At 66.6% G+C, this 3,002-nt stretch carries 5 protein-coding genes and 1 pseudogene; 3 read left to right on the forward strand and 3 right to left on the reverse strand.

Annotated elements, in window-relative coordinates; all coding sequences use genetic code 11:
* Positions 1–171: pseudogene (locus tag MFF24_RS28490) on the forward strand (IS110-like element ISMno7 family transposase); the annotation flags it as partial.
* A 324-nt stretch (positions 172–495) separates the two neighbouring features.
* On the forward strand, positions 496–1,110 hold the full coding sequence (locus tag MFF24_RS28495) for a hypothetical protein (protein ID WP_238229199.1): 615 nt from the start codon (positions 496–498) through the stop codon (positions 1,108–1,110).
* Positions 1,111–1,171: 61 nt separating this feature from the next.
* Here MFF24_RS28495 and MFF24_RS28500 read toward each other — a convergent pair whose 3' ends face one another.
* Both MFF24_RS28500 and MFF24_RS28505 read right to left on the reverse strand, forming a co-directional pair.
* Positions 1,172–1,516: a helix-turn-helix domain-containing protein gene (locus MFF24_RS28500; protein WP_238229200.1), complete on the reverse strand. Its 345-nt coding sequence runs from the start codon at positions 1,514–1,516 to the stop codon at positions 1,172–1,174.
* 59 nt (positions 1,517–1,575) lie between these two features.
* Positions 1,576–1,878: a hypothetical protein gene (locus MFF24_RS28505; RefSeq protein WP_238229201.1), complete on the reverse strand. Its 303-nt coding sequence runs from the start codon at positions 1,876–1,878 to the stop codon at positions 1,576–1,578.
* Between the two features lie 196 nt (positions 1,879–2,074).
* On the opposite strand from MFF24_RS28505, the gene MFF24_RS28510 reads away from it, so the two are divergent.
* Positions 2,075–2,257 (forward strand): hypothetical protein, encoded by a 183-nt coding sequence (locus MFF24_RS28510; RefSeq protein WP_238229202.1) that lies wholly within the window; start codon positions 2,075–2,077, stop codon positions 2,255–2,257.
* A gap of 47 nt (positions 2,258–2,304) precedes the next feature.
* Here MFF24_RS28510 and MFF24_RS28515 read toward each other — a convergent pair whose 3' ends face one another.
* Positions 2,305–2,781 (reverse strand): hypothetical protein, encoded by a 477-nt coding sequence (locus MFF24_RS28515; protein ID WP_238229203.1) that lies wholly within the window; start codon positions 2,779–2,781, stop codon positions 2,305–2,307.
* Between the last annotated feature and the right edge of the window lie 221 nt (positions 2,782–3,002).

Raw genomic sequence — 3,002 nt, forward strand, 5'->3', positions numbered from 1 at the left:
GCTGCGCTGACCGCGATCCGGCGAGGCTCTCCCTTCCGGCCCTTCTACGAGCGGCTCACCCAGCGTGGCCGACCGAGGAAGGTTGCCCTTGTTGCGGTGATGCGAAAGCTCTTGGTGACGCTCAACGCCATCGTCCGCGATCGTACGCCATGGCGGCCACTCACCGCTTGACCTTCAACACAGCCGCTCCGTCGTGCGGGCGCTGCCGTGGAGAATTTGGCCCATAGCGCATCCCTCGCAGCATGATGGTCAATCGTACCACCACACCGCGGGATCAAACACCTAGAGTCACGGCTCGCCATGCCACCGCCACGGCAAACGGGATCGGAAAGCCTCCGATCGGGGGATCGCCTCCATGACAACGACGATCGGGGATTTCACCATCACGGCCCTCGCCGACGGAGCAGCAGTCCGGTTTTCCATTGCCGACCCCACGATGTTGCCTCGGTTCAAGCAGGCCTTCCCGAGGGCGCGCTTCGCCGTCGCGACGAGATCGTGGCACGTGCCGGCCGGCTTGCGGTCGACCGGGATGCCGAGTTCGACGGGCAGCCGGTCGCCCTCGACACCCCCGGGCTCGAAGGCCACCAGTACCTCGCCGCCCTCGCCCTCAACGGCCAGCGGCTCTCCTCGCTGCACGTGCTCGTGAGCGTGTGGGGGGAGAGTGTGAGGGTCCGCTTTCCCTACGACGAAGCGAGGGGGCAGGGCGACCAGGAGCCGGATTGGCTCACCGACCTGCGTGCTCACGAGGCGACCTCGCAGATGCGTTTGGCCAATCGAATCCTGATGCTGGTCGCCCTCCGGCCGGCCGTCGGTGCGATCGTGCGGCTGAACGCCAAGGCTCGCGTGATCGAGGGATACGGCTGCTCGTTTGTCGTCGATGCGAACACCGAGAGCGTGTGGGGGCCGCACTTTCGCGGCCAGGAAGGGCAGCCCTGCTGCTACGCCTACACCCGCGCCGCCATGTCCAGGGAAACGGTCGTCCTTGAGGTGCAGGAGGCCGCCCGCGAGGCCGAGAGGATCCGCCTGCTGCACATTGGCCGCGCCAGATCGGTCGGGCGTGGATACGCCGTGGCTCACCCCCACCCTTCGGCTCACCGACACCAAAGTTGAGGCTGGCGAAGGCTCGCCCTCGCCGCACCAACGCCGATGGCATCGTCCAGATGCACCTGTGCTATCCGACCGGCGCTGTGCGATCGCCGGCCTTCGGTAGCGCGCCTGAGCCGAGCACTTCCTCGACGAGGCGGGGGTTCTTCTCCAGCATCGCCAAGAGGACCAGAGCGGCGCCCTTCGGCTGACGACGACCCTGCTCCCACTGCCGAACCGTATCGACGGGCACGCCGATGCTCCCGGCGAAGACAGGCTGGGAATTGCCGGTGCGCTTTCGGATCGCCGCCACGTCGACCGTCTTCGGCAGGTGGATGCGGAGACCATGATCGGGATCGCCAGCATCGTGCTTGCGGATCTGCTCGAACCCTTCCATCAGATCGGCGAAGATTTCTTCAGTAACATCAACCATCGTCAATCACCAAAAACCACAGAGTGCCGGTATCGACCGGCTCCAGGGCTCAGTTCATCTCACTCATTCTTGCGCCGGCGACGGGCATCCTTGATGGCCTTGACTTGCGCGTGCAGCAGCTTGATCTGCGCCGCTGTGAAGTTGGCTTGTTGATTTTTCGCAAGGATCGACATGAGGACGGCGGGAGAGTCCTTGTCGAAATACGCAACCAGAATACGATACCCGCCCGAGCCGCCCCAACGGACCTTGCGCAGGCCACCCGAGCCCTTGATGAGCGCCCCGGCGCTCGGATCACGCGCAACCTGCAGAACCATGTCGTCGCGGTCCGCCTCGGTGAGGCCGAGCCGCGTGCAGCGGGCCATGAACGGCGCCGTCTCGTGGGTGTCGTGAAGGGGCTCCGTCATGCCCGGGATATAGGTCAACGACCGACATAGGTCAAAGACCTATGGAGGCGGACTGACGGGAGGATGGTGGGCCCCCATGCCTCGTCGGTTGTGACTTTCGACGATAGCCGCGACCCTCGTTGCAGGGAATGGTTCCCTCGGAGGCTGTCACCACATGCAGGCCGCTATCACCACCACCGCTCGGGTCACGCTGCCGGCCGTCGGCATCGGCACCATCGCCGCGATCTTCACCCTGCCCTCGGGCATCGCCGCCGGGCCCGTCGCTCCCTGGATCCCACTCCTGTGGCTGTCCTGTGCGATGATCGCCGCCAGCGCCACCGCCTGGACCGCTCGCTGACGCGCGCACCATGCCCCGCCGGGTTCACCCAGTGGGGCATATCCGGACTAACAGACTTCTTGGAAAGGGCGAGGGGACTGCCTGAGGGGTTTCCAGTTCGGTTCCCGCGTGACGTCGAGGACCGAGCCGGCCGGAGTGATCCTGAGCCGGGTCGGCGGGTCGCCGGCGAGCAGCCCGCGCTTCACGAGGCCGCGGCAGATCCCCAGGACCACAAGGTAGTCGAGCGGGCACACGCCCCAGGGGGCATGGAAATCGAACGCCTCCTCGGGATGCTGCTGGCCGTACGCCACCAAGCGTAGCGCCGACAGGGAAAGCGGCTGGTGCTCCTTGCTCCTCGGCCGCGTCGGTGGCTCTCCCTGTAGGAGGCGGGCCACCTTCCGGCCGTCGGTCATCAGACGCACCATGAGGGATCGGATCGGACGGCGGCTGCGCGTGTCGATCAGGCCGGTGTGCTCGTATCGGGTGGTCAGAAGACCGCGCTCGGCCAGCGCCGCCCACGTAGCGCCGGTGCCCTGGCTGACCATGCCTGCCTCGGCCAGCTTGGTGCGCAGGAGGCGAGATCCCGCCCCATCGAGCCACCGTGCGCCGACAGGCCCATACTCGATCCAGCGCCACTGTCTGGCTGGAGGACCGCTGAGGGTCCCCCGGATTTTGGTCCGGCCGGAAGGTGAGCTTCCGGATCTCATTCGGCGGCCTGCAGGGCCGCCGCTAGGGCGAATTCCTGGGGTGTTCGCCACCCCAGGGC

It is taken from the genome of Methylorubrum aminovorans (assembly GCF_022179725.1).
GTDB classification, from domain to species: domain Bacteria; phylum Pseudomonadota; class Alphaproteobacteria; order Rhizobiales; family Beijerinckiaceae; genus Methylobacterium; species Methylobacterium aminovorans.

Excerpts from the sequence above, each read along its gene's own strand:
- MFF24_RS28500 (WP_238229200.1), bottom strand. The coding sequence starts at position 1,516 with ATGGTTGATGTTACTGAAGAAATCTTCGCCGATCTGATGGAAGGGTTC.
- MFF24_RS28505 (WP_238229201.1), bottom strand. The coding sequence starts at position 1,878 with ATGGCCCGCTGCACGCGGCTCGGCCTCACCGAGGCGGACCGCGACGAC.
- MFF24_RS28510 (WP_238229202.1), top strand. The coding sequence starts at position 2,075 with ATGCAGGCCGCTATCACCACCACCGCTCGGGTCACGCTGCCGGCCGTC.
- MFF24_RS28515 (WP_238229203.1), bottom strand. The coding sequence starts at position 2,781 with ATGGTCAGCCAGGGCACCGGCGCTACGTGGGCGGCGCTGGCCGAGCGC.